The sequence below is a fragment of the Cupriavidus sp. GW823-FHT07A04 genome (assembly GCF_058794615.1).
Genome location: NZ_JBXAHA010000001.1, coordinates 37,335 through 63,256, shown reverse-complemented (window position 1 = coordinate 63,256; position 25,922 = coordinate 37,335). Strand labels below are relative to the sequence as shown.

Here is a 25,922-nt window from a genome sequence, read left to right as displayed (position 1 = left end):
TTACCGGCTGGACGGATACGAGCCCAGCACCTTGAAGTAAGCCGCGTTGCGGCGCAGCTCTTCCAGCGCGCGCGCCACTGAAGCATCGTGCTGGTGGCCTTCGACGTCGACGTAGAAGTAGTACTCCCACGCGCCGCTGCGCGCGGGGCGCGACTCGAACCGGCACATCGACACGCCGTTGTCGGCCAGCGGCGCAAGCAGCTGGTAGACCGCACCGGCCTTGTTGGGCACCGAGAGGATCATCGAGGTCTGGTCGCTGCCGGAGGGCTCGGTCTCGTAGCGGCCGATCACGGCGAAGCGCGTGCGGTTATGCGGATCATCCTGGATGTGCGTGCGCACCAGATGCAGGTGGTAGCGATTGGCCGCCGACTCGCCGGCGATGGCCGCCACGGTGGGATCCTCGCTGGCCATGCGTGCCGCTTCCGCATTGCTCGACACCGCCTGGCGCTCCAGGTGCGGGTAGTTGGCCGTGAGCCAGTGCTGGCACTGCGCCAGCGCCTGCGCATGCGCGCGCACCACGGTCACACCCTTCATATCGGGCGACGACGCCATCAGGTTGTGGTGCACCTTCAGCGCGATCTCGCCACTGATCTTCAGCGAGGTCTGCAGGAACAGGTCCAGCGTGCGCGAGACCGCGCCCTCGGTGGAATTCTCCACCGGCACCACGCCGTACTCAACGGTGCCGGCTTCCACCGCGCGGAACACCTCATCAATGCTGGGGCAGGGTACGCCGCTGACCTCGTGGCCAAAGTGCGCGTACAGCGCCTGCTCCGAGAACGTGCCTGCCGGGCCGAGGAAGGCCACCTCGAGCGGCTTCTCCAGCCCGCGGCAAGCCGACATCACTTCACGCCAGATTGCCGCCACGCTGTCGTCTAGCAGGGGGCCGGGGTTGGCCCCCTGCACCTTGCGGATCACCTGCAGCTCGCGCTCGGGACGGAACACCGGCGCGCCGTATTTCTTCTTGACCTCGCCCACATCGAGGGCGAGTTGCGCGCGGCGGTTCAGCATCGCCAGCAGTTCGCGGTCGAGCGTGTCGATCTGCTCACGCAGCGGCGTCAGCTCGACGCCCAGCGCCTTTTCGGCCGCGCCATTGTCCTGCTGCGCCTCCCCCTGCACGCCTTGCTTGTCTTGATTTGTCATTGTATGAATCCGCTACGCCACGCCATTGCGCAGTGCCAATGGCAGTGAAATGGCCTTGGGAAAAACCGAATCGGCACCGCTGCGGCATCGCCAAGCGATGCCGCAGCGAACAAAGGATCAGGCCGCGGTCCGCTCGAACTCGCGCATGTACTCGATCAGGGCGGCAACGCCCTCGATCGGCATGGCGTTGTAGAGGCTGGCGCGCATGCCGCCGACCGACTTATGGCCCTTCAACTGCACCAGGCCATTGGCGCGCGCGCCTGCCAGGAAGGCGTCGTTGCGGGATTCGTCGGCCAGGAAGAACGGCACGTTCATGCGCGAGCGGCTGCCAGGATCGATCTCGTTGCGGTAGAACGCGCTCTGGTCGAGGAACTCGTACAGCGCGTGCGATTTGGCGATATTGCGTTGCTCGATGGCGCCTACGCCGCCTTGCGCCTTGAGCCACTTGAAAACCAGCCCGGCGATATAGATGGAATAGGTCGGCGGCGTGTTGTACATCGAGTCATGCTCGGCCACCAGGCGCCAGTTGAAGGCGGACGGGCACAGGGGATGCGCATGGCCCAGCAGGTCTTCGCGCACGATCACGATAGTCAGGCCGGCCGGCCCGATGTTCTTTTGCGCGCCGCCGTAGGCTACCTGCACGCGCGACCAGTCGACCGGGCGCGACAGGATGTGGCTGGAAACGTCGGCGACCACGACCGGTCCGCCGTCGCGGTGCTGGCCGATGTCGGGCACGTCCTGGAACTCCACGCCAACGATGGTTTCGTTGGTGCACAGGTGCACGTAGGCAGCATCGTCCGACAGCTTCCAGTCAGCCACATCCGGGATGCGGGCGAACTTTTGCGCGGTGCTGGTGGCTGCGATATTCACTTCGCCGTAGCGGCGCGCTTCCTGTTCGGACTTGACCGACCAGGTGCCGGTGACGACGAAATCCGCCTTGGGACGATCCGCGTTCACGCGGCGCATCAGGTTCAGCGGCACGATGCCGTTTTCGCCGATGGCACCGCCCTGCAGGAACAGGATGCGGAAGTTCTTCGGCACCTGCAGCAGTTCGCGCAGGTTGGCCAGCGCCTCGGCCTGGATGCTCTCGAACTCGCGGCTGCGGTGGCTCATTTCCATCACCGACACGCCGGATCCGTGCCACGACAGCATCTCGTCGGCTGCCTGCAGCAGCACTTCGGTCGGCAGGGCCGCCGGACCGGGCGAGAAGTTATAGACACGCTCGGCCACGGCGCGCTGCATCATGGCGGCAAGTGCTGGATTCTGGGGTTCGTTCATGGATCGAGATGGAAATGAAAAATGGCTGCCGGTATTACCCAAGCAGCCATTATCCATCAAACCCGCGCCAGATTGGGGAGGCGAGGACAGCGCCCCGCCCGCCCAGCCTGCCCGCCGGCGAATTACTTCGCCGCGGCGGCGATTTCCTTCTCGGCGGCGTCGCGCATCGACTTGCCGACTTGCGGGCCGTACTTTTGCATCATCGAGCCCCAGATTTCCTGGGTCGCCTTGCCCTGGTTAGCCATGAACTTCTGGCCGGTCGGCGACTTCAGGAACGTGGTCAGGTCCTTGATTTCCTGGGCGCTGTAGTACTTGCCGAAGGCGTCGTAGTGGGCCTTCATGGCATCGGTCTTGAAGCCATCGGTGGTGAACGCCGTGCCGGCACCATCGACCATGCGCTGCACCGCGCCGTTCTTCTTGAGCTTCTCGACGGCAGCCTGCTTTTGCTTGTCGTTGAGCGTCTTGTTCTCGACCAGTACCTGCTCCAGGACCATAGGCGCTTCCTGCTTGGCGCCTTGCTGCCAGTTCTCGGCCTGGCCCTTGACGGCCTGGTCGGCTTGCATCACGGTCAGCAGTTCCTTGATGGCAGCGGTCTTGTCGGCGTCCTGGGCATGCGCCGCGTTGGCCAGCATCATGGCCGGTACGAAGGCAGCCAGAACAGCGATACGTCGATAGGTTTTGAGCATTGTGACTCCCTTGTAAATATGTCCGTTTTAGTCCCGCAGCCGGCAATCGAGTTCCGGATAACGGGTCAATGTTGCAACAACTTACGAATTTGATCCTGTGTCAGGTGTGCCGGCGTCGGTGCCGTCCTGCGCACCTGCCTGCTCACCGTCGGCAGCCGGAGCCGCCGCATCCACCGCGTCAGCCCCTTCTTCGAGTTCGTCGCCCGCCACACCGTTGTCGGCATCGCTTTCGACGATTCGCTGCAGGCCGGACAGCTTGGTGCCCTCGTCCACATTGATCAGGGTCACGCCTTGCGTGGCACGTCCCATCTCGCGGATTTCAGACACACGTGTGCGGATCAGCACGCCGCCGGTCGTGATCAGCATGATCTCGTCCTCCGGCGACACCAGCGCGGCAGCCACTACCCGGCCGTTGCGCTCGCTCGTCTGGATCGCAATCATGCCCTTGGTGCCACGGCCATGTCGAGTGTACTCGGCGATCGGGGTGCGCTTGCCGTAACCGTTTTCGGTGGCGGTCAGCACACTGCCCACTGCGACGGCCTGCTCGCTGGTCTCAGCCGGGGCCACCAGCATGGCGATCACGGTCTGGCTTTCTTCCAGGTTCATGCCGCGCACGCCGCGGGCCTGGCGGCCCATCGGACGCACGTCGTTTTCGTCGAAGCGCACGGCCTTGCCGGAATCCGAGAACAGCATCACGTCGTGCTGGCCGTCGGTGACGGCAGCGCCGATCAGGTAGTCGCCCTCATCGAGGTCGACTGCGATGATGCCGGCCTTGCGCGGGTTCGAGAACTCGGTCAGCGCCGTCTTCTTGACAGTGCCGCGCGCGGTGCTCATGAAGATGAAGTGCTCGGCGTCGAACTGGCGCACCGGCAGGATGACGTTGATCTTCTCGCCATCGGACAGCGGGAACATATTGACGATCGGCCTGCCGCGCGAGTTGCGCGACCCCTGTGGCACCTCGTACACCTTCAGCCAGTACAGCCGGCCGCGGTTCGAGAAGCACAGGATGTAGTCATGCGTGTTGGCGACGAACAGCGTGTCGATCCAGTCGTCTTCCTTGGTGGTGGTCGCCAGCTTGCCGCGGCCGCCGCGCTTTTGCGCGCGGTACTCGGAAATCGGCTGGCTCTTCATATAGCCACTGTGCGACAGGGTCACCACCATGTCCTGCGGGGTGATCAGGTCCTCGGTATCGAGCTCGGTGGCGTTGAGCTCGATGTGCGAACGGCGCAGGTCGCCAAACTCGGCACGGATGGCGGTCAGCTCGTCGGTGATGATGGTGCTGATGCGCTCCGGGCGCGACAGGATGTCGAGCAGGTCGGAGATGACCGCCATGACATCGCGGTATTCCTGGACGATCTTGTCCTGCTCCAGGCCCGTGAGGCGCTGCAGGCGCATCTGCAGGATTTCCTGGGCTTGCGAGTCGGACAGGCGGTACAGCCCGTCGGCTTGCATGCCGAAGATGGCCGGCAGACCGTCCGGGCGGTAGGACGCCCGGCCGCCGGCGGTGTCGCCTTCAGCGCGTGCCAGCATTTCGCGCACCAGGCTGGAATCCCAGGCCTTGGCCATCAGCCCTTGCTTGGCGATGGGGGGCGTGGGCGCCGCCTTGATGATCGCGATGAACTCATCGATGTTGGCGAGAGCCACCGCCAGGCCCTCCAGCACATGGCCGCGCTCGCGCGCCTTGCGCAGCTCGAACACGGTGCGGCGGGTGACGACCTCGCGCCGGTGCGACAGGAAGCAATCCAGCATCTGGCGCAGGTTCAGCAGGCGCGGCTGGCCATCGACCAGCGCCACCATGTTCATGCCGAAGGTGTCCTGCAGCTGGGTGTGCTTATATAGATTGTTCAGCACCACTTCCGGCACTTCGTTGCGCTTGAGCTCGATCACCACGCGCATGCCGGATTTGTCGGACTCGTCGCGGATATCGGAGATGCCCTCGACCTTCTTGTCCGTCACCAGCTCGGCGATGCGCTCGAGCAGGGTGCGCTTGTTGACCTGGTAAGGCAGCTCGTCGACGATAATCGCCTGGCGCTGGCCACGGTCGATATCCTCGAAGTGCGTCTTGGCGCGCATGACGACGCGGCCGCGGCCGGTGCGGTAGCCTTCGCGCACGCCCTGGATGCCATAGATAATGCCGGCGGTCGGGAAGTCCGGCGCCGGAATCAGCTCGATCAGTTCGTCAATCGTAGCTTGCGGATTACGCAGCAGATGCAGGCAGCCATCGACCACTTCGTTAAGGTTATGCGGCGGGATATTGGTGGCCATACCCACCGCGATACCCGACGAACCATTAATCAGCAGATTCGGGATGCGTGCCGGCAGAATCAGCGGCTCATGTTCGGAGCCGTCATAATTCGGCCCGAAATCGACAGTTTCCTTATCGATATCGAGCAGCATCTCGTGGGCAATCTTGGACAGGCGGATTTCGGTATAACGCATGGCTGCCGCGTTATCCCCGTCCACCGAACCGAAGTTACCCTGGCCATCGACCAGCATGTAGCGCAGCGAGAAATTCTGCGCCATCCGCACGATCGTATCGTATACAGCAGTGTCGCCGTGGGGGTGATACTTACCAATCACGTCCCCGACGATACGGGCCGATTTCTTGTACGGCCGGTTCCAGTCGTTGTTAAGCTCATGCATCGCATAGAGCACACGCCGGTGTACCGGCTTCAAGCCATCCCGCACATCGGGAAGCGCGCGCCCGACGATCACGCTCATGGCGTAATCGAGATAGGAACGGCGCATTTCCTCTTCGAGGGAGACCGGAAGGGTTTCTTTGGCGAATTGATCCATTGCGGCGTGGGTTATCCGGCGAATTTAAACAGAAGGCACCCAGGTGAATCGCCATTCGCCAAAGCGGCGTCTGACAGGTGGGCAACGTGACATTCTAACATGCGCGGCTGCCCTCTCCCGCAGCCGCGGCGCCCCCCTTGGCAGGGGCTTCGGCAGCGCCCGGAAAGCACGCGCAAGGCCGAGTCGAAAATCCTGCAAGCACGGCCTGACAAGGGTTTGCGGGCATCGCAAGGGCCATGTTGCACAAACACCACAGGCCTAAAACCCATTGATGGAATCGAATATATTTACTTCTTAGGAAACGACCCTTGTGGCACAATTCCCCAGCGAAGAGCCAGACATTGTTCGAAGTGGAGCATACACCGCATCGAGAATGTTATACTCCGAAGAATGTATGACTTGTTTCCGTCCATTTGCTCGCAGTAACCCTGCGGTGATCTCATCCTGAGAGGAGAAATATGAAAAAATTTGCCAAGCTCGCGCTCGTTGCAGCTACCGCAGTAATGGCTGCATCCGCTCAAGCCCAGTCCGTCCCCTACGAAAAGAAGGCTGTGAACGATAACTGGGGCAACGGTACGAGCGAGTACGTGTGGAAGAACGGCACGAACGAGCTCTGCTGGCGCGACAGCTCGTGGACCCCGGCCACCGCCAACGCCCTGTGCGATGGCGCCCTGGCTCCGGCGGTCGCTCCGGCTGCCCCCTCGGTGGCACCGGTTGCTCCTCCGGTTGTTTCCAGCGAAAAGGTCACTTTCGCTGCTGACACCCTGTTCGATTTCGACAAGGCTGTGCTGAAGCCGGAAGGCAAGGCTAAGCTGGACGACCTGACCTCCAAGCTGTCGGGCATCACCCTGGAAGTGATTATCGCAGTTGGCCACACCGACTCGTTCGGCTCGGACAAGTACAACGATCGCCTGTCGATCCGTCGTGCTGAAGCCGTCAAGGCCTATCTGGTCAGCAAGGGCGTGGAAGCCAACCGTGTCTACACGGAAGGCAAGGGCAAGCGTCAGCTGAAGGTTGACCCGAAGTCGTGCAAGGGCAATCGCAAGGCACAAATCGCCTGCCAGCAGCCGAATCGTCGCGTGGAAGTCGAAGTGGTCGGCACCCGCAGCGCACGTTAATCGGAACCTTTCCGATGAAAGAAAGCCCAGCGCAAGCTGGGCTTTTTTTTTGATACAGTCGCAGCATACCCTCCGCTTTCACGCTGCCGCCCTGGTGGCGCGCCAAACTCCATGACGCAGATATCCTCCCCGCTCCATCCGACCGTTGAAACTACCTTGATCGGTAAGAACGCCGACGCACGCGAAATCGACAAATTCAGCGAGCTGGCCCATCGCTGGTGGGATCCGGAAAGCGAGTTCAAGCCGCTGCACGAACTCAACCCCCTGCGGCTCGGCTGGATCGACGGCATCGCCAGCCTCAAGGGCAAGGACGTGGTCGACATCGGCTGCGGTGGTGGCATCCTGGCGGAGAGCATGGCGCGCACCGGCGCCACGGTGCGCGGCATCGACCTGTCCACCAAGGCACTGAAGGTCGCCGACCTGCACAGCCTGGAGTCCGGCGTGACAGTGACCTACGAAGAGATCGCTGCCGAAGCGCTGGCGGCGCGCATGCCCGCCAGCGTCGATGTGGTGACCTGCATGGAAATGCTGGAGCACGTGCCCGACCCGCAATCGATCCTGCGCGCCTGCGCCACGCTGGTACGCCCGGGCGGCTACGTGTTCTGCTCCACGATCAACCGCAACCTCAAGGCCTATCTGCTGGCCGTGGTCGGCGCCGAATACGTGCTCAAGATGCTGCCGCGCGGCACGCATGACTACGACAAGTTCATCACGCCGTCCGAACTCGCCCGCTACGCCCGCAACACCGGGCTCGAACTGGTCGAGATGCGCGGCATGACCTACAACCCGCTGACCCAGGTCTACTCGCTGGGCCGGGACACCGATGTGAACTATATGATGGCATTTCGCCGGCCCGCCTGAACATGCGCACCTACGACGCAGTCTTCTTTGATCTCGACGGCACGCTCGCCGACACCGCCCCCGACCTGGCCGCGGCCGCGAACCGGCTCGTCACCGAGCATGGCCGCCCGCCCGTGGACTACGAGAAACTCCGCCCCGTGGCCTCGCACGGCGCACGCGGCCTGATTGGCGCCGCCTTCGGCAAGAGCCCGGCCGACCCAGAGTTCCCCGCCCTGCGCGACACCTTCCTCGATTACTACGAGGCCGACATCGCGGTGCATACGCGCCTGTTCGATGGCATGGCCGAGGTGCTGGACGCGCTGGAAACCGCCGGCATCCGGTGGGGTATCGTCACCAACAAGATCACGCGCTTCACAGCGCCGCTGGTCGCCGCCATCGGACTGGCGCCGCGCGCCTCAACCGTGGTCAGCGGCGACACCACGGCGCATGCCAAGCCCCACCCCGCACCGCTGCTGCATGCCGCCGAAGTCAGCGGCGTGGCGCCCGGGCGCTGCGTGTACGTTGGCGATGACGTGCGCGACATCCAGGCAGGCAAGGCCGCCGGCATGATCACCATCACCGCGGCCTACGGCTACTGCGGCGATGGCGAACCGCCCGAGGCATGGGGCGCCGACTACCTGGTGCGCCATCCCAGCGAGCTGATCGCGCTGCTGGCCCCTGGCGCACAGCGCTGACGCGCGAGGCGGCACGGCAGGCATTTACACCTGAAGCCGCCGACGGGGTACAATCTGTCTTCTTGACACTGTTCACACAGTTCACGCAGGGGCCGACCTGGTTTCGACGTGGGTTACAAAGCAGTGGAGGGCATACCGAGGACCCGTCACCTCGTTAATCAATGGGAATGCAATAACTGCTAACGACGAACGTTACGCACTGGCCGCTTAATTGCGGCCGTCCTCGCACTGGCTCGCTGGCGGGCTAGAGTCGCAAGACTACGCGAGGTCATTAACGCCAGATAAGCCCTGAGTTTGTCACGGACCTAGGGACGAAAATTTAGTGACTCGCCGTTGTAGAGCGTGTCCGTCCGCGATGCACCGGTTAAATCAAATGGCAGGACTAAGTATGTAGAACTCTCTGTGGAGGGCTTGCGGACGCGGGTTCGATTCCCGCCGGCTCCACCAATATTCAGTCCTGGTTATTTCCAGGACTACCGAAACCCCGAGGATAGGCATCCTCGGGGTTTTCTTTTTTCCGGCTTTGATAATGAGGGTGGCGCAAAGCCCCCACTACCCCAAAAGAATTGCTGCAAAGGCGGGCAATTTCCGCCGAATTAAGATTTGTCCGATTCACATAACGCCCCCAAGCCTGCATCATCTACCCAAGCTGCCTCTGCAGAGGCGGACTTCCCGACGCGGGCCTTCGTAGCTTCACGTCCGGAGTTGCCCTCCAGCGCCCGCCCAATCCTGTGTGGGCGTCTTTTTTTGGGCGCTCGAACAAGCTCAGCGCGGTCGCCAAGCGCAAGGTCATTAGCAAATTGTAATCATCTGTTACAGTCGAGATTTTTTCGGCAACCGAAAAGCGGCGCCAGAGGCGCCCATGCGCATCGGAACAGGCAAGTACAAATGAAGAAACTGATTGGGGCTGCAAGCATTGCGCTGACCCTCGCAGGCTGTGGCGGATCGGGCGACAACAGTGACGGACTGGCGATCGTGCGCACTCCTCCCGCCACCACACCCACCACACCTACGACACCCACGGCCCCGACGACCCCAGTGACCCCGGCGGCACCCGACACCATCGCGCTTGGCTCAGGCTTCTACATCGGTACCTCTGCCGCCAGCGAGCGGTTCAACATCCTGGTGTTGGACGAGAACGTCTACTACGCCTTCTACGCGATGGCGGGCATACCGGACGTATCGACCGGGGTCCTGACCGGCAACTACAGCTCGGGCAGCGGTGCGCTCACCACCAATAACAACGGGCTGGACTTCAATCAGGAGGCGGCTGGCTACAGCCTGACCGCAGCGAACCTGATGGCGGCCTACGTGCCGGGCAAGTCGATCCAGGCGCAGGTCACCTATCGCAACGGCAGGAGCACGGTCGTCAATGCCACCTACAGCACCGACTACAACTTCATCGCGACCACCGACGGCCTGAAGGGGACTTACTACGGGACGTCGAACGTCATTGACCCGACCGGGATCGCGGCGGGTGCTGTAAGGCTGACCATCGACGCCAGCGGCAACCTCACGCTAGACGGCAGCGGCTCGGGCTGCAGCTTTACCGGGACCGCCACGCCGCGGCGCCAGGGCAAGGTCTACAACGTCGCCCTGCAGCTGACTGGGCCGAGTTGCCCTTACGCGAACACACCCATGAGCGGCATTGCCTACTACGACCCCACCACCACGCATAGCTTGCCCACGCCCGGCCAGATCTACCTGTTTGCGATGCGCCCCGACCGCCAGGTCGGGGTGATCTTCACTGGCAAGCCCTGAAGCGCAGCCTAGAGAAAGCGGTCGAGGATCTTGCGGCTGCCCTTGTCCAGGCTGGCCAGGTTGCGCACCAGGTAATGGATGCCGTGGCTGTCGGAGATCAGCAGCGTGGAGCCGGCGAGGCGGCGGATGTCTTCCTCGCCACGCAGCACCAGCGACGTGAGGCCGCGATCCGTCTCTACCTCCCAGGTGCTGGGGGTAGCGTAGGTCGACACCGAGCGGATGCGGCGGATCTCCGGCATGAATTCACGGCTGGCCAGCTCGGCCTCGATCATCTCGCGCACCGGGGCAGGCAAGGTATCCAGGCGAGGCAGCCAGGCCAGCTCGCGGCCATCGGCACTGACGAGGCCGACGCCGTCGTCGGGCGCGGCGATGGGGAAGGCGCGCACGGGAACGACACCATCATGCACAACGCCATCTGCCGTGGTCATCACCAGGCGGCCAAGGGCATTGCGGGAGAGCTTGAAATCGACTTGCTGCATGTGAGCTCCCATCCTTATTGCACGTTGACCGCATCGGCGGAGGTGAGATCCGCGTCGGCATCGACATTGCGGGCCTGCGCCTGGTAGAGCTTGTAGTAGGCGCCTTCGCGCGCCAGCAATTCATCGTGGTTGCCAACTTCCACGATCTGTCCGCGATCCATTACCACCAGTCGGTCCGCCTTGCGCAGCGTGGACAGGCGGTGGGCGATGGCGATGGTGGTGCGGCCTTGCACCAGGTTGTCCAGCGCCTTCTGGATTTCCTTCTCCGTCGTCGTATCCACCGACGAGGTGGCCTCGTCCATGATCAGGATGCGCGGATTGATCAGCAGCGCGCGAGCGATGGAGATACGCTGGCGTTCGCCGCCGGACAGCGCCTGCCCGCGCTCGCCCACGAGAGAGTCATAGCCGTGCGGCAGGCGCAGGATGAACTCGTGCGCATGAGCGGCGCGCGCCGCGGCGATGATCTCTTCGCGCGAAGCACCCGGCTTGCCGTAGGCAATGTTCTCGGCAATCGTGCCAAAGAACAGGAACGGCTCCTGCAGCACCAGCCCGATATGGCTGCGGAACTCCGAGACCGGCAGCGAGCGGATATCGACGCCGTCCAGCCGGATCGCGCCCTCGGAGACATCGTAGAAGCGGCAGATCAGGTTGACCAGCGTGCTCTTGCCCGACCCGCTGTGTCCCACCAGGCCAATCATCTCGCCCGGTGCGATCGACAGGTTGAGCCCGCGGATTACGGCACGGTTGCCGTAGCGGAAGCCCAGCTCGCGCAGCTCGATGGCGCCCTCCACACGCTCCAGGTGCACCGGCCGCGTGGGTTCCGGCACGCTGGAGACGTGATCGAGGATATCGAAGATGCGCTTGGCGCCGGCGGCGGCCTTCTGCGTGACCGAGACGATGCGGCTCATCGAATCCAGGCGTGTGTAGAAGCGGCTGATATAGGTGAGGAAGGCCACCAGCACGCCGACCGTGATCGCGTTGTGCGAGACCTGCCAGATGCCGAAGATCCACACCACCAGCAAGCCGATCTCGGTCAGCAGCGTGACGGTCGGGGTGAACAGCGACCACACCGCGTTGACCCGGTCATTGATGGCCAGGTTGTGCCGGTTGGCTTCGCGGAAGCGCTCCACTTCGCGCTTTTCCTGCGCAAAGGCCTTGACCACGCGGATGCCCGGGATGGTATCGGCCAGCACGTTGGTGATCTCCGACCAGATCCGGTCGATCTTCTCGAAGCCGTGGCGCAGCCGGTCGCGCACCAGGTGGATCATCCACGCGATGAACGGCAGCGGCACCAGGGTCACCAGCGCCAGCCACGGGTTGATCGAAATCAGGATGGCCGCCGTCATGACGATCATCAGCACGTCGGTGGCGAAATCCAGCAGATGTAGCGACAGAAATACGCAGATGCGATCACTTTCCGAGCCGATGCGGGCCATCAGGTCGCCCGTGCGCTTGCCGCCGAAGTACTCCAGCGACAGACGCAGCAGGTGCTCGTAGGTGGTGGTGCGCAGGTCCGCGCCGATGCGCTCGGACACCCGCGCCAGCAGATAGGTGCGAGCCCAGCCAAGGCTCCATGCAACCAGCGCCGCACCCAGCAGGCCGGCCAGGTACAGCTTGACCCGGTCGTAGTCGATGGGCAGCCCGTTTTGGTAGGGAATCAGCACGTTGTCCATCAACGGCATGGTCAGGTACGGCGGCACCAGCGTCGCGGCGGTGGACAGCAGCGTCAGCAGGAAGCCGGCCAGCAACTGGAAGCGGTACGGCCGGGCAAACCGCCACAGGCGCAATAGGGCCCAGGTCGACGGCGGCATTTCCAGGTCACGGCTGCATTGCGGGCATTGGTCGTCGTCCGGGGGCAGCGGAGCCTTGCAGGTCGGGCAGACCGCTTCGGCATCCAGATCCAGCCGCCCTGCCCGGCCTGAGGCCGACAGGTCGCGCTGCGCGTGGAACTGGTCGATCAGGCGCAACGCAGCCGGGTTGTGGCCCAGCGTGTAGCGCCAACTGGCCAGCAATCGCCCATTGTCTTGCAACTCCAGCGTGCCAACCCCCGCATGATCGGCGTGATGCAGCGATAATCCGGGCTGGATCGCCCATTCCTGCCAGTCTTTTTGCCCCGGCATGCGCGCCAGCAAGCGACGATCCGTCACAAGTACCCAGCCTTGGGTAAAATGCAGCTTTGCGTCAAGGTCGACTTCGAGCCAGGCAAGCACGGCTTCGCCAGCTTGCAGGCGGATGCCGAGTTCGTTACGCCACGGCTCGTTGTGGGCGTCGCTGTCAATCACGGGCAAGGAAGGTTGGGTCATCGTTGGTACGGCATGCTGCGTCCTTGGGCTATGGACATAACTTGAAACAATTTAGCGCGGGCGCGCCCTGGCGGCCCGCCGATTTGCCCGCAGTATACATAAGGCCAAACACACGGGCGCCCCTGATGCACTGCACAATCGCTTTTTAATCAAGAAAGTCAACCGGCTGACCGTTGTAACGTTACTGAAAGGTTAGGCTTCTATTTCTCGGGCACTCGCCCACTGCCTCAAGCTAAATCAATGAAAAAGAAGGACATTGAGATTTTCGATGTCATGTCGCTGCGCGGCCCGAATATGTGGACATATCGGCCTGTGCTGGAGGCGTGGGTCGATATCGGGGAACTGGAGGATTTTCCCTCCAACAAGATTCCGGGGTTCTACGAGCGCCTGTCGGCATGGCTGCCCTCGCTGGTCGAGCATCGCTGCAGTATCGGCGAGCGCGGCGGCTTCCTGCAGCGGCTCAAGGACGGCACGTGGCCTGGCCACATCCTGGAACACGTCACGCTTGAGCTGCAGAACCTCGCCGGCATGCCCGGCGGCTTCGGCAAGGCGCGCGAGACCCCGATCCGGGGTGTCTACAAGGTGATCGTGCGGGCCTGGCACGAGGATGTCACCCGTGCCGCCCTGTTCGCCGCCCGCGACCTGGTGATGGCCGCCATCGAGGACCGTCCCTATGACGTTCAGGAGACGGTGGATCACCTGCGACGCCTGGTGGACAAGCACTGCCTGGGTCCGAGCACTGCCTGCATCGTCGACGCAGCCGACGACCGCGACATCCCGGCGCTGCGCCTGTCCGAGGGCAACCTGGTGCAACTCGGCTATGGCAGCCGCCAGCGCCGCATCTGGACCGCCGAGACCGACCGCACCGCCGCCATTGCCGAGAGCATCTCGCGTGACAAGGACCTGACCAAGAGCCTGCTGGAATCCTGCGGCGTGCCCGTGCCCGAAGGCCGGCTGGTGGAAAGTGCCGCCGACGCCTGGGACGCCGCCGAGGACATCGGCCTGCCGGTGGTAGTCAAGCCCTATGACGGCAACCACGGCCGCGGCGTGTTCACCAACCTGACCACGCGCGAAGAAGTCGAGACCGCCTACGGCGTCGCCATCGATGAGGGCAGTGGCGTCATCGTCGAGCGCTTTGTGCTGGGCAACGAACACCGCCTGCTGGTGGTGGGCGGCCGCCTGGTGGCCGCCGCCATGGGCGAGACCGCCAGCGTGACCGGCGACGGCAAGTCGACCATCGACGAGCTGATCGAGTCGCAGATCAATTCCGACCCGCGCCGCGGCAGCACCGAAGACCACCCGCTCAACAAGGTACGGCTGGATTCGGCCGCGCGCCTGGAACTCAAGCGCCAGGGCTTTGACGCCACGTCCGTACCGCCCGAGGGCAAGCATGTGCTGATCCAGCGCAACGGCAACGTGGCCTTCGATGTGACCGACCGCGTGCACCCGAGCGTGGCCGCGCATGCCTCGCTGGCCGCCCGCATCGTGGGCCTGGACATCGCCGGCGTCGACCTGGTGGCGCAGGACATTTCGCGGCCGCTCGCCGAGCAGCGCGGCGCCATTGTCGAGGTCAATGCCGGCCCCGGCCTGTTGATGCACCTGAAGCCCTCCAACGGCGAAGCCCGCCCGGTGGGCCGTGCCGTGGTGGATCACCTGTTCCCGGCTGGCGAAGGCGACGATAACGGCCGCATTCCCGTGGTCGGCATCACCGGCACCAACGGCAAGACCGTGGTGGCCAAGCTGGTCGCACGCCTGCTGCAGCTCTCGGGCAAGCACACCGGCCTGGCTTGCAGCGACGGCCTCTACCTGGACCGCCGCCAGGTGCAAGGCGGCGACCGCGCCAACTGGGACGCGGCCCGCCGCATCTTGATGAACCGCGCGGTGGATGCCGCCGTGCTCGAGAACGACAGCGGCGCCATCCTGTCCGAAGGCCTCGCCTACGACCGTTGCCAGGTCGGCGTGGTGACCAATATCGATGTGCCCGACCACCTTGGCCAGTATTACGTCGAGGAAGTCGAGAAGATGTACAACGTGCTGCGCACCCAAGTCGACGTGGTACTGGACGGCGGCGTGGCGGTGCTCAACGCGCGCGACCCGCTGGTCGTGGAGATGGCCGAGCTGTGCGATGGCGACGTGATCTTCTTCGGCATGACGGCTGACCTGCCCGCCATTGCCGCGCATCGCGCGGCGGGCCGCCGTGCGGTCTACGTGCGCGACGGCAAAGTGGTGCTCGCCACCGGCAGCCGCGAGGTGCCGCTGGCCGATGTGGCCGCGATCCCCCTCACCTATGCGGGCCGCGTGGCCTTCCAGGTCGAGAACGTGCTGGCGGCTGTGGCCACCGGCTGGGCGCTGGGCATCTCCAACGACCTGATTCGTGCTGGCGTGGTGACATTCGATGTGGGCCAGGTGGATGTGCCCGGACGCTTCACGCTGTTCGAGCGCAACGGTGCCATCGTGGTGATCGACGACGCCCACAATGCACCCGCGCTGGAAGCGCTGGTGGCATCGCTGGAACGCTTCCCGAGCGAGCGCCGCGTGGTGGTGTACGGCGCCGGCGCGCCGCGCCGCGACGAAGACATGGTCAAGCAAGGCAAGGTGCTGGGCGCCGCGTTCGACCGCGTCTTCCTGTGCGAAGACACTTCGGTCAAGCGCGCGCTGCCGGACGCCGAGGCACGCGCGCTGCTCAAGCAGGGCCTGTATGAAGGACGGCGCGTGACCAAGATCATCGACGAGGGCTCGCGCCGCCAGGCGATCGAGGCCGCGCTCGCGCAAGTAGTGGCCGGCGACCTGCTGGTCCTGCAATGCGATGAGGCGACGACCCTGCCGACGATCGACCTGGTGCACCAGTGGATGGGCCAACCGGGCCGCCGCGCCTGATCCGCAAGGAAACTGATTTCATGGAAGTCTCACGTATCCGGGCCCTGCGCGGCCCTAACCTGTGGTGCCGCCACACCGCCATCGAAGCCATCGTTTCTTGCTCTGACGAGGCCCACACGCTGGCACAGCTGCCCGGTTTTGAAGAGCGCCTGCGCGCGCGCTTTCCCGAGGTAGGCCCGCTGCGGCCCGATGACAACGAAGGCGTGGTGTCGCTGGCGCACGCGCTCGAATGCGCGGCCATGCGCCTGCAAGCAGAGGCCGGCTGCCCGGTCAGCTTCAGCCGCACCGCGCCCACTGTCGAACCCGGCACCTATCAGGTGGTGGTGCAGTACAGCGAGGAAGAAGTCGGCCGGCTGGCGCTGGAACTCGCCGCCACGCTGTGCCGCGCCGCGCGCGATGACATGCCGTTCGACCTGGCCGATGCGCTGCATCGCCTGCGCGAGCTCGACGAAGACGTGCGCCTGGGGCCGAGCACCGGCTCCATCGTCTATGCGGGCGTGGCACGCGGCATTCCTTATCGCCGCCTGACGCAAGGCAGCATGGTCCAGTTTGGCTGGGGCAGCAAGCAACGCCGCATCCAGGCAGCCGAAACCGACATGACCAGCGCGGTCTCGGAATCGATCGCGCAAGACAAAGAACTCACCAAGAAGCTGCTGCACGCCGCCGGCGTGCCGGTGCCGATGGGCCGCTCCGTCTCGGACCCCGACGAAGCCTGGGCCGCCGCGCAGGAAATCGATGCGCCGGTGGTGGTCAAGCCGCGCGACGGCAACCAGGGCAAGGGCGTGGCGGTGCGCATCCGCACCCGCGAGGAAGTCATCGCCGCCTATGAAGTCGCCGCCGAGATCAGCTCCGACGTGATCGTCGAGCGCTATATTCCCGGCCACGATTTCCGCCTGCTGGTGGTGGGCAACCACCTGGTCGCCGCGGCCCGCCGCGATCCGCCGCAGGTCACCGGCGATGGCAAGCACACCGTGCGCCAACTGGTCGAGGAAGTGAATCGCGACCCGCGCCGCGGCGAGGGACACGCCACCTCGCTGACCAAGATCCGCTTTGACGATATCGCGCTGGCCACGCTGGCCAAGCAGCATCTCACCGCGGATGCGGTGCCGCCCAAGGGCACCCGCGTGGTGCTGCGCAATAACGCCAACCTGTCCACCGGCGGCAGCGCGACGGACGTCACCGACGATGTGCACCCGGACATGGCAGCCCGCGCCGTGGCGGCCGCGCGCATGGTTGGCCTGGACATCTGCGGCGTCGACGCGGTCTGCGAGACCGTGCTCAAGCCGTTCGAGGAACAAGCCGGCGGCATCGTCGAAGTCAATGCGGCGCCGGGCCTGCGCATGCACCTGCAGCCCTCCTACGGCAAGGGCCGTGCGGTGGGCGAAGCCATCATCTCCACGATGTTCGGCGACGGCGACGATGGCCGCATCCCCGTGGTGGCGGTCTCCGGCACCAACGGCAAGACCACCACGGTCCGCCTGATTGCCCACCTGCTGGCCGGCAGCGGCCTGCGCATCGGCATGACCGGCACCGACGGTGTCTACGTCAAGGGCGAGCGCATCGACACCGGCGACTGCAGCGGCCCGCGCAGCGCCCGCAATGTGCTGATGCACCCCGACGTGGACGCCGCCGTGTTCGAGACCGCGCGCGGCGGCCTGCTGCGCGAAGGCCTGGCCTTCGACCGCTGCGACGTGGCGGTGGTCACCAATGTGGGCGAAGGCGATCACCTCGGGCTGTCCTTTATCAGCACCGTGGAAGACCTCGCCGTGCTGAAAAGCGTCATCGTGCAAAACGTGGCACCGCACGGCATGGCCGTGCTCAATGCCGCGGACCCCATGGTGGTGCGCATGGCCGACGCCTGCCCGGGCGCCGTGACGTTCTTCGCGGCCGACCTCAACAACCCCGTGATGGCTACGCACTGCGCGCAGGGCAAGCGCGTGGTGTACGTCGAGGATGGCCATATCGTGGCCGCCGAAGGCGAGCACCAGGTGCGCATCGCGCTGTCGAGCATTCCGCTGACGCGCGGCGGCTCGATCGGCTTCCAGGTCGAGAACGCCATGTCCGCCACCGCGGCGGCGTGGGCACTGGGCATCGACTGGGAAGTGATCCGCCGCAGCCTGGCGACCTTCGTCAACGATGCAGCCACCGCCCCTGGCCGCTTCAACGTGTTCGACTACAAGGGCGCGACGCTGATCGCCGACTACGGCCACAACCCGGATGCGATCCAGGCGCTGTGCAACGCCATCGAAGGCATGCCCGCCGAGCGCCGCTCGGTGGTGATCAGCGGCGCCGGCGACCGCCGCGACGTCGATATCCGCCGCCAGACGGAGATCCTTGGCGATGTGTTCGACGAAGTGATCCTGTACCAGGACCAGTGCCAGCGCGGACGCGAGGACGGCGAAGTGCTGGCCTTGCTGCGCGAAGGCCTGGAGGGCGCGAAGCGCGCCAGCACAGTCGAGGAGATCCGTGGGGAGTTCCTTGCTATCGATACGGCGTTGTCGCATTTGCAGTCGGGGGATCTTTGCTTGATTTTGGTGGATCAGGTGGAGGAGGCGCTGGCGCATATTGAGCAGAGGATTGCTCAGGGGTGAGTTGGATAGCCTCGCGGTAAACAAGAAAGCCAGCCTCATCGGCTGGCTTTCTTGCATTCTGATTTTGATTGGCGCTGGTTGGTGTCTTGTACCCAACAGCCGTATGACGTTGATCTGCGGGGGCTTTGGTTTTTTTGTTGGCGGTGATGGCTTTTGGGCCCAACAGCCATACGACATCCCCCTGCGGGGGCTGCCGGTCACTCTTCTTTGCGTCGGCAAAGAAGACTAACGAGAAGAAAGCCGACGGTTACCCATGTGGTTGATTCGTACACGACCCTGCCGGGAGCAGAGCAATCGGGCTTATGTGGGGCTGTGGTTGCGTCGTACGGCCCGGAGTGTTGGCTGGCCTTTGCCATACCGGCTTGGAGGGCATCGAAAATGCATGACCCAATGGTCACGTTGTGGTGCCCCTGATCGCTTTGCTCGGTGCGCGTTCGACCATCTGCCGTTACCGGCACGGACCATCACGACACATCGCCCGTCAATGGTTTCGTGGTGGGGCGGGCGCGGTGGTGAAGGTCTCGGGCTAATCAAGGCGGTGCCACCGCGCCCACGACGGAACCGGTGCGCTTGCAACTTCGTGGCCGGCCACGCCGCGAGCGACAGACGGCTTGAAGCAAGTGATGTCCGCTACCGGGGGGCTCACCACGTATCCCGGAGGCTGGCAGCGTCGTGGCCGGTCAAACCGGTACCGGCAGATGCGTGCAGAACCGCTGGCCCTACGACGAAACCAGCGCCCTGCGCACCCGCGATTGCTCTGCCCCCGGCAGGGTCGGCTTTCTTCTCGTTAGTCTTCTTTGCCGACGCAAAGAAGAGTGACCGGCAGCCCCCGCAGGGGGATGTCGTATGGCCCTTGGGTCCAAAAACCAACGCCGCCCAAATCCCCCCTATCCCCCCTCCCCCCCCTATCCCCCCCACCCCTAATGCCTCCCCGGCAACGACAGCCGCCTCTCCAACAACCGCTGCACATGCGCCAGCGCCGTACTAAGCATCCAATAAATAGCAGCCACGGCAAGATAAAGCGGCAACGGCTGGTAGGTCGCGGCAATCACCTCCTGCGCCGTGCGCAGCAGCTCCGTCACCGTGATCACAGACACCAGCGAGGTGTCCTTGATCAGGCTGATCAGGCTGTTCGACAGGCTCGGCACCGCCAGCCGCAGCGCCTGAGGACCGACCACGTAGCGCAAGGTCTGGCCTTGCGTCAGGCCCAGGCTGTAAGCCGCCAGCCACTGCCCGCGCGGGATGCCGAGGATGGCGCCGCGCATGCTCTCCGAGAGATACGCCCCTACGTTCAGGCTCAGCGTCAACACGCCCGCCGGGGTGGGTTCCAGCGCGATGCCGATGCCCGGCAAGCCGTAATACACCACGAAGATCTGCACCAGCAGCGGCGTGCCGCGCATGATGCTGACATAGGCCCGCGCGACGGCCTTCGGCACGGGCTGGTGGCTGATGCCCATCAACGCCACCATGGTGCCGATCACCAGCCCGAAGATCATCGACAGCAGCGCGAACTTGATGGTCAGCAGCATGCCCTGCAGCAACACGGGCAGCGATGCGGCAACGAGCTGGAGAGCGGACATGGAAAGCCCTGGCGGGAGGCCTGCCCGCGCTTATCTGGCCGGCTTGGTCACGTCACTGCCGAACCACTTCGCCGAGAGCTTACCGAGGCTGCCGTCCTTGCGCATCTCGTCGAGCGCGCGGTCGATGGCCTGCGCAAACTTCGGATTGTCCTTGCGAAAGGGGATCGCCACCTCGGAATTGCCACCTTCCACAATCGCGCCGGGCCGCAGCGGCAGGTTTGACGTCTTGATCAGGTAACCGATCATCAGGCGGTCGTTCAGCGCGGCATCCACGCGCTGCGCGGCCAGGTCGCGCAGGTACTCGGGCGCGCCCGGATAGGTCTTAACGTCGATGCCGGCGACCGACTTGGCCAGTTCGTTGTAGTTGCTGCCCAGGCTCACGCCGAGCTTCTTGCCTTTCAGGTCCTCGAGGGACTTGAACTGCCGGTTGTCATCCTTGCGCTGGATCAGTTGCGCCGCCGAATACACGTAAGGTGTGGAGAATTCCAGCACCTGCTTGCGTTGCGGCGTAACCGCGACCTGGTTGACGATCACATCGAACTTGCCGGCCTGCAGCCCGGCAATGATGCCGCTCCACTCGGTGGTGACAAACTCCGGCTTGACGCCCAGCTTGGCCGCCACGCCCTTCGCCACATCCACGTCGAAGCCTTCCAGCTGGTTGTTGCTGCCGCGGTAGTTGAATGGCGGATAGGTGCCTTCCAGCCCAATCTTTAGCACGCCGGCCTGCTTTACGGTATCGAGCAGGTCGGCGGCCTGCGCGGCGGCGCCGGCCGCCAGCAGCGAAACGGCGAACAGGGCGTTGAGACAGCCGGTACGAAGCGATCGCATATGTTCTCCAGTCAGCACAGCCGACGCGGACGGCGTCCGCAACGGTCCGGCAAGCGCCAACCCGGCGTTGGTCCGCCAAGCGCGCAAGCCGGCTTTTAGCCTAGCGCAATTTCGCGTCGAACAGCAATAACGATTCGCCCTGCCCCGCCCGGCTTACTGGAACGCCTTGTCGTTAGGATGGGCGTAGAGATCCTTCATATCGGCTGACAGCGGATAGTTCAGGTTGATGTTGCGCGGCGGAATCGGCGACTGGAACCACTTCTTGTACAACTGCTCGGCGCGGCCGCTGGTCATCAGGTCGGCGATCACGCCGTCGGCCAGCGCCTTGAACGACGGATCGTCCTTGCGGAACATGCAGGCGTAGTTCTCGGTCTGCAGCGGCGTGCCCACCACGGTCCAGTCATTGGCGCTCTTGGCCTTGGTCAGCTCGCCGTAGAGCAGCGGCTCGTCCATCACGAAGGCCACCGCGCGCCCCGTCTCCAGGATCAGGAAGGACTGCCCGTGGTCCTTGGCGCTGATCAGGCTCATGTTCATGGCCTTCTCGCCATTCATCTTGACCAGCAGGCGCTCATCCGTGGTGCCAGCGGTGGTCACCACGTTGCGGTCCTTGAGATCCGGGAAGTCTTTCACGCCCGAATCCTTCTTGGTCAGCATGCGCAGCCCGTAGACAAACAGGCTGTTGGAAAACGCTACCTGCTTCTGCCGCTCCAGGTTGTTGGTGGTGGTGCCGCACTCGATGTCGATGGTGCCGTTCTGCATCAGCGAAATGCGATTCTGCGACGTGATCGGCACCAGCTTGATCTCGAGCTTGGGGCTTTGCAGTTGCGCCTTCACCTTGTCGACGATCTGCAGCAGGATCTCGTGCGAGTAGCCCATCACATCGCGTCCGTTGGTATAGGAGAACGGGATGGAGGACTCGCGATAGCCCAGCGAGATCACGCCGGTTTCCTTGATCTTGCGCAGCGTATCGCCGTCGGCGGCGTGCGCATTGCTGACAGCGCCTGCGGTGCCAGCCAGCATGGCAACCGCCAGCAGGCAGCGGGAGAATCGGTTGGAGTGGACCTGCGATTTCATATCGTTTTCTCCTTGGGTGGGAATGGCTCGAGGTACTGCCTGGTCGTGAAGCGGTGTTTCTCAGCGGTAATGCAAACGTAAAAACTGCCCCGGAACGCTGCCCATCAAGCCAGCATCGCGGCGAAATCCGTGTCATCGATGGCCGGCTTGCGCCCGGCCAGGCCATCAGCCAGCAAACCCGCGCTGCCCATGGCCAGCGTGAAGCCAAGCGCGCCGTGGCCGATGTTGAGCCACAGGCCGCGCACGCCCGACCGGCCCACCATCGGCAGGCCGGTCGGCGTGGCCGGGCGCAGGCCCGCCCAGGGCTGCAACTGCTCCGGCTCCATGCCCGGCGCCATGTCGCCAAACAGCGCGCGGGTCTCAAAGGCCAGCGTGGCGATGCGGGCACGGTCGATGACGGTATCCGCGCGCACCAGGTCGGCCATGCCCGCCACGCGCAAGGTGTTGCCGATGCGGGCATAGACAATCTTGCGCGCAGCATCGGTGATGCTGATGTGCGGCGCGCGCTCGCCATCGCGAATTGGCACCGTGATGCTGTAGCCCTTGAGCGGCCACAGCGGTGCCCGCACGCCCAGGGGCTTGAGCAACGCCACGCTGCCGATGCCGCCTGCCACCACCACGGCATCCGCCCGCTCGATGCCGGCATCGGTACGCACGCCGGTCACGCGATCGCCTTCGCGCTCGATGCCCAGCACGTCGGTGCCAAAGCGCAGCGACACGCCAGGACGGTCACGCAGCAACTGTGCCAACGCCAGGCAGAAACGATGGCAATCGGCCACTTCCTCGCTCGGCGTGTGAATCGCCCCGGCAATCTCGCCGCGGATGCCGGCCAACGCCGGTTCCAGCGCCACGCACGCGTCGCCGTCCAGCGCCTGCTGCTCGCAGCCCAGGCTGGCCTGGTAATCGAGCAGGCGGCAGGCGGCATCGAAGCCGGCCGCGTCGCGGTGCACAATCAGCTTGCCGCGCCGGGCAAAGCCGAAGTCCACCGGCTGGCTGTCGACAAAGGCCTGCATCAGGTCGCGGGAGTAGAAGGCCAACCGCAGCAGCTTGCGCGTGGTGGCCTCGCTGGCCGAGGCATTGCAAGCGCGTGCAAACGCCGCCAGCCAGCGCCACTGCGCCGGGTCGCCCGATGGCCGGAAGCGCATCGGCGAATCAGGGCGCAGCAGCCACCCGGGTACCTTGGCCAGCACGCCCGGCCCGGCGAGCGGCGCCACATAGCTATAGCTGAGCTGCCCGCCGTTGGCGAAGCTGGTTTCCTCGCCCGGGCCGTCGTGCCGCTCCAGCACGGTCACCTCGTGCCCGTCGCCCGCCAGCCGCCACGCCGCGCTCATCCCGATCACGCCCGCCCCTACGATCACAACCTTCATTACCCGCCTCTTTGATCCGGTCCTTCTCGACCCGACACAGGGTAGACCACGCGGCCCGTCTTGCCCAATGCGAATACGTGCAAGAATATGTCTTTAGGCTATGGGTGCCGCTTTGCTGCAGCGCCCTCCCCTGCCACATGCGATTGCGTCAGATCGAAGTCTTTCGCGCGGTCATGCTGACCGGCACCGTCAGTGAGGCCGCGCGCCTGCTGCACGTCTCCCAGCCGGTGGTCACGCGCGTGCTGCAGCATGCCGAGGCCACGCTCGGCTTCCGTTTGTTCGACCGGGTGAAAGGCAGGCTGCAGGCCACGCCGGAGGCCGGCGCGCTGTATGGCGATGTCGAGCGGCTATATGGCGAGATCGAGCGGGTGCGCCGCGTCTCCGAAAGCCTGCGCCACAAAGGCGCCGGCCGCCTGCGCGTGGCGGCCACGCCCAGCCTGGCCAATCCGCTGCTGGTGCCAGCCGTACGCCGCTTTTGCGCGCGCCATCCCGACACCCAGGTGCAGGTACTGACCCACCACACCGACGAGATCGTGCAAGGGCTGCTGGCTAACCAGATCGACCTGGGCTTCGCCTTCTCGCCACCACGCCACGAAGCCATCACCAGCGAACCGGTAGCTGGTGGCCAGATGCTGCTGGCGGTGCCGCGCGGCGAGCCGCTGGCGGCCCGTGGCCGGCGGGCCGACGTGCCGATGCACAAGCTGGTTGAGCGTCCCTTCATTGCCTACGACGACAACAGCTCGCTTGGGCTGCTGGTGCGCCAGACGCTGGCGCGCAATGCGCTTGAGCCGCGTTCCACGCTGGAAGTCCAGACCTATTCACTGGCGCTGGCACTGGTCGATGCCGGCCTGGGCCTTACCTTGCTCGACCAGTACACCGCGCTGGGCGCAAACCCGCAGCGAGTTTCGCTGCACGAGGTCAAGCCCGCGTTGCCTTTCGAGATCCAGTTGCTGCGCGCCAGCCACCGCGGCAGTTCCAGCCTGGCCGACGCGATGCGCGAACAGTTTGCCGCCGCCGCACGGGAACTGGCTGCTGCGCTGCCGCAGCGACTGGAAGCGCCGGCGGTCAGTTTTGAGCATGCGCCCAGATGAAACGTCCCGCCGCCCTTGCGGAATTTGACAGTACCCTGCGCCGTGCACCATCATCAAAGCGCCTGAACGGTGCTTTCCCAAACCTATGTTCGCCCTGACCCTGCTTCTCCTCATCCTGATCAGCGCCTTCTTCTCGATTTCCGAGATCGCGCTGACCGCATCGCGCCGCACCAAGCTGCAGACGCTGTCCGAGCGTGGCGACCGCCGCGCCACCAAGATCATGCTGCTCAAGGAGGAGCCGGGCAACTTCTTCACCATCGTGCAGATCGGCGTCAACAGCGTGGCCATCCTGGCCGGTATCGTCGGCGAGAAGCATGTCTCCGACCTGTTGCAGACGGCGCTGCTGCCCTACCTGGACGTGGTCACCACCCAGCGCATCGCCAATGTCGGCTCCTTCCTGATCGTCACCCTGCTCTTTATCCAGTTCGCCGACCTGATCCCCAAGCGCATCGCCATGACGTTTCCCGAAGCCTGCGCGCTGGCGGTGATCGGGCCGATGCTCACGCTCATCAAGATCTTCAAGCCACTGGTCTACGTCTTCAACGGTGCCGCCAATGCCACGCTGCATCTGTTCGGCGTGCCCACCAAGCACATCGACCAGATCACCTCGGAGGACATCGCCGCCATGGTCGATGCCGGGGCGGAGGCCGGCGTGCTCCACAAGCACGAGATCCACCTGATCGAGAACGTGTTCGAGCTGGACGCGAAAAGCGTCACCGCGGTGATGACCCCGCGCGACGATGTGGTCTACATCGGCCTGGACGAATCCCCCGACAGCCTGCGGCGCAAGCTGGTCAACTATCCGCACGCGCAATATCCGGTGTGCGGGCACAACCTCGACGACGTGCTGGGCTACATCGATTCGAAGGACATCCTGCAGCTGTTCCTTGCCGACGATTCCACCGGCGTGATCGGCAACATCGGCAATATCGGCAAACACCACGACAAGAACGTGCTGGTGATCCCGGACACGCTGACGCTCACCGAATCGCTCACGCGCTTTCGCGAGATGCACCAGAACTTTGCGGTGGTCATGAACGAATACGGGCTGGTGGTGGGCATCGTCACGCTGGACGATATCGTCGGCGCGCTGATGGGCAACATCATCTACTCCACCGAGGATGAACAGATCGTGCGGCGCGACGAAAGCTCATGGCTGGTCGACGGCGTCACGCCGCTGGTGGACCTGAAGAAGGCGCTGGAGCTCGACGAGCTGCCCGGCGAGGATTACGTCGACACGGCCGCCGGGCTCGTCATCTACACGCTCAAGCGGATCCCGAAGAAGTCGGAAGCGATCGAGGCTGCGGGATTCCGCTTTGAAGTGCTGGACATCGACCATCACAAGATCGATCAGTTGCTGGTTTCGCGGCTGCCGCTGGCGGCGCCGTTCCAGCCGTAAGCGCGCGGCGATACCGCTC

Annotated in this window: 19 protein-coding genes and 1 other RNA gene; 10 read left to right on the top strand and 10 right to left on the bottom strand. The window is 64.5% G+C overall.

Annotated features, from left to right (window positions below):
- From pheA to gyrA, 4 genes are all read right to left on the bottom strand, one after another.
- Window positions 1–1,140: a prephenate dehydratase gene (gene pheA / locus AC1Q7Q_RS00250; protein ID WP_492373963.1), complete on the bottom strand. Its 1,140-nt coding sequence runs from the start codon at window positions 1,138–1,140 to the stop codon at window positions 1–3.
- A gap of 117 nt (window positions 1,141–1,257) precedes the next feature.
- Complete coding sequence (gene serC, locus AC1Q7Q_RS00245) at window positions 1,258–2,418, bottom strand: 3-phosphoserine/phosphohydroxythreonine transaminase (RefSeq protein ID WP_043344478.1); 1,161 nt, start codon at window positions 2,416–2,418, stop codon at window positions 1,258–1,260.
- A gap of 122 nt (window positions 2,419–2,540) precedes the next feature.
- A complete protein-coding gene (locus tag AC1Q7Q_RS00240; protein ID WP_043344476.1) occupies window positions 2,541–3,104 on the bottom strand; it encodes a DUF2059 domain-containing protein in 564 nt (187 codons plus the stop codon).
- Between the two features lie 81 nt (window positions 3,105–3,185).
- A complete protein-coding gene (gene gyrA / locus AC1Q7Q_RS00235; RefSeq protein WP_253931343.1) occupies window positions 3,186–5,900 on the bottom strand; it encodes a DNA gyrase subunit A in 2,715 nt (904 codons plus the stop codon).
- Between the two features lie 458 nt (window positions 5,901–6,358).
- Between gyrA and ompA the strand changes: the two genes are divergently transcribed.
- The 5 genes from ompA (at window position 6,359) to AC1Q7Q_RS00210 (ending at window position 10,314) form a co-directional block, all read left to right on the top strand.
- The gene (gene ompA / locus AC1Q7Q_RS00230; protein WP_492373962.1) at window positions 6,359–7,018 is read left to right on the top strand and encodes an outer membrane protein OmpA; all 660 of its coding nucleotides are present in this window, start codon (window positions 6,359–6,361) and stop codon (window positions 7,016–7,018) included.
- A gap of 111 nt (window positions 7,019–7,129) precedes the next feature.
- Window positions 7,130–7,879, top strand: a complete 750-nt coding sequence (gene ubiG, locus AC1Q7Q_RS00225) for a bifunctional 2-polyprenyl-6-hydroxyphenol methylase/3-demethylubiquinol 3-O-methyltransferase UbiG (protein ID WP_459373108.1) — start codon at window positions 7,130–7,132, stop codon at window positions 7,877–7,879.
- Between the two features lie 2 nt (window positions 7,880–7,881).
- Complete coding sequence (gene gph / locus AC1Q7Q_RS00220; RefSeq protein ID WP_492373961.1) at window positions 7,882–8,553, top strand: phosphoglycolate phosphatase; 672 nt, start codon at window positions 7,882–7,884, stop codon at window positions 8,551–8,553.
- Window positions 8,554–8,641: 88 nt separating this feature from the next.
- Window positions 8,642–9,000, top strand: a transfer-messenger RNA (tmRNA) gene (gene ssrA / locus AC1Q7Q_RS00215).
- Window positions 9,001–9,441: 441 nt separating this feature from the next.
- Entirely contained in the window at window positions 9,442–10,314 is an 873-nt protein-coding gene (locus AC1Q7Q_RS00210) for a hypothetical protein (protein WP_492373960.1), read from the top strand.
- An 8-nt stretch (window positions 10,315–10,322) separates the two neighbouring features.
- Here AC1Q7Q_RS00210 and AC1Q7Q_RS00205 read toward each other — a convergent pair whose 3' ends face one another.
- Window positions 10,323–10,793, bottom strand: a complete 471-nt coding sequence (locus AC1Q7Q_RS00205; RefSeq protein ID WP_144409738.1) for a cyanophycin metabolism-associated DUF1854 family protein — start codon at window positions 10,791–10,793, stop codon at window positions 10,323–10,325.
- A gap of 14 nt (window positions 10,794–10,807) precedes the next feature.
- Window positions 10,808–13,096, bottom strand: coding sequence for a cyanophycin metabolism-associated ABC transporter (locus AC1Q7Q_RS00200; RefSeq protein ID WP_492373959.1), 2,289 nt, complete (start codon window positions 13,094–13,096; stop codon window positions 10,808–10,810).
- Window positions 13,097–13,336: 240 nt separating this feature from the next.
- On the opposite strand from AC1Q7Q_RS00200, the gene cphA (AC1Q7Q_RS00195) reads away from it, so the two are divergent.
- Genes cphA (AC1Q7Q_RS00195) through AC1Q7Q_RS00185 form a run of 3 tightly spaced genes read left to right on the top strand, consistent with a single transcriptional unit; the run spans window position 13,337 to window position 18,793 of the window.
- Window positions 13,337–15,973 (top strand): cyanophycin synthetase, encoded by a 2,637-nt coding sequence (cphA, locus tag AC1Q7Q_RS00195; protein WP_492373958.1) that lies wholly within the window; start codon window positions 13,337–13,339, stop codon window positions 15,971–15,973.
- Window positions 15,974–15,993: 20 nt separating this feature from the next.
- Entirely contained in the window at window positions 15,994–18,564 is a 2,571-nt protein-coding gene (cphA, locus tag AC1Q7Q_RS00190) for a cyanophycin synthetase (RefSeq protein ID WP_492373957.1), read from the top strand.
- A gap of 1 nt (window position 18,565) precedes the next feature.
- Entirely contained in the window at window positions 18,566–18,793 is a 228-nt protein-coding gene (locus tag AC1Q7Q_RS00185; protein ID WP_492373956.1) for a hypothetical protein, read from the top strand.
- Window positions 18,794–19,484: 691 nt separating this feature from the next.
- Here the strand turns inward: AC1Q7Q_RS00185 and AC1Q7Q_RS00180 are convergent.
- From AC1Q7Q_RS00180 to AC1Q7Q_RS00165, 4 genes are all read right to left on the bottom strand, one after another.
- Entirely contained in the window at window positions 19,485–20,144 is a 660-nt protein-coding gene (locus AC1Q7Q_RS00180; protein ID WP_492376695.1) for an amino acid ABC transporter permease, read from the bottom strand.
- Window positions 20,145–20,174: 30 nt separating this feature from the next.
- Window positions 20,175–20,972 carry a transporter substrate-binding domain-containing protein gene (locus AC1Q7Q_RS00175; RefSeq protein WP_492376696.1) on the bottom strand — a complete coding sequence of 266 codons (798 nt, stop codon included), beginning with the start codon at window positions 20,970–20,972 and terminating at the stop codon, window positions 20,175–20,177.
- A 153-nt stretch (window positions 20,973–21,125) separates the two neighbouring features.
- Window positions 21,126–22,046, bottom strand: a complete 921-nt coding sequence (locus tag AC1Q7Q_RS00170) for a glutamate/aspartate ABC transporter substrate-binding protein (protein WP_492376697.1) — start codon at window positions 22,044–22,046, stop codon at window positions 21,126–21,128.
- Window positions 22,047–22,150: 104 nt separating this feature from the next.
- The gene (locus AC1Q7Q_RS00165; protein WP_492376698.1) at window positions 22,151–23,413 is read right to left on the bottom strand and encodes a D-amino acid dehydrogenase; all 1,263 of its coding nucleotides are present in this window, start codon (window positions 23,411–23,413) and stop codon (window positions 22,151–22,153) included.
- A 137-nt stretch (window positions 23,414–23,550) separates the two neighbouring features.
- On the opposite strand from AC1Q7Q_RS00165, the gene AC1Q7Q_RS00160 reads away from it, so the two are divergent.
- Window positions 23,551–24,504, top strand: coding sequence for a LysR family transcriptional regulator (locus AC1Q7Q_RS00160; RefSeq protein ID WP_492376699.1), 954 nt, complete (start codon window positions 23,551–23,553; stop codon window positions 24,502–24,504).
- An 85-nt stretch (window positions 24,505–24,589) separates the two neighbouring features.
- Window positions 24,590–25,903 (top strand): polyamine export protein PaeA, encoded by a 1,314-nt coding sequence (paeA, locus tag AC1Q7Q_RS00155; protein ID WP_492376700.1) that lies wholly within the window; start codon window positions 24,590–24,592, stop codon window positions 25,901–25,903.
- The last annotated feature ends 19 nt before the right edge of the window (window positions 25,904–25,922 follow it).